This is a genomic window from Oleiphilus sp. HI0067, from assembly GCF_001635735.1.
This window is the reverse complement of sequence record NZ_LWFI01000234.1, coordinates 1-617: the sequence shown is the minus strand read 5'-3', so window position 1 is coordinate 617 and position 617 is coordinate 1. Positions and strand designations below refer to the sequence as shown.

The following is a 617-nucleotide window of genomic DNA, read 5'->3' as shown; positions in this document are numbered from 1 at the left end:
TGGCATATGCGCCACAATCAGCAAGGTTTGATCATCGCGTAATAAATTTAGCTTTCTTGTCGCACGCTCAGGGTCAGAATCAGGACGAAGAAACGTCTGCTCTTCGACGATAAGACTATATTCTGATGAAAATAATTGCGCTGTCTGTTGTGCTCGCATCAAGTCACTACACCAGATGTCGCTTACAGACATATTCATTTTAGATAGGCGAAGAATAGTTTCTTTTGTCTTTGCAGTGCCGGCATCGGTCAATGGACGTTGTCGATCACTTGGCGCATCAAAAGATGCTTCACCGTGACGGCACAAAAACAAATCAATCATTCGTACTATCTCGCTTGCTCTCGGGTTCTGGCCAGTCAGCGAAAGGGAACGGCTTTTCGTCTGAGGAGAAACTGATAAATTCAGAGATTTGCTTTAAATACACACCCAGTCGCGCACCAAAATCCTTAAGCGTTTCGCTTGGTTCGCCGACTGTCACACTCAAAATACTCTGAATTAAAGCGATCACCGCAATGACGATCTCAGAAAAGCTGAAAACAACACAAAACAATAAAACATACGCGATACGCATTAAATTTCATCCTTCGGTAAAGTATATTCAACATCTGTATTACGCT

The 617-nt window shown here is 42.9% G+C and carries 2 protein-coding genes; both read right to left on the bottom strand.

What is annotated here, in order from left to right; genetic code table 11:
- Positions 1–321 (bottom strand): histidine phosphatase family protein (locus A3739_RS03085; protein ID WP_068500265.1); only part of this gene is annotated, 321 nt, incomplete at its 3' end.
- Positions 314–571, bottom strand: coding sequence for a DUF4389 domain-containing protein (locus A3739_RS03080; RefSeq protein WP_068476442.1), 258 nt, complete (start codon positions 569–571; stop codon positions 314–316). The genes A3739_RS03080 and A3739_RS03085, both read right to left, overlap by 8 nt.
- Positions 572–617: the final 46 nt, after the last annotated feature.

Coding starts and splice junctions, on each gene's coding strand:
- A3739_RS03080 (WP_068476442.1), bottom strand. CDS start 571: ATGCGTATCGCGTATGTTTTATTGTTTTGTGTTGTTTTCAGCTTTTCT.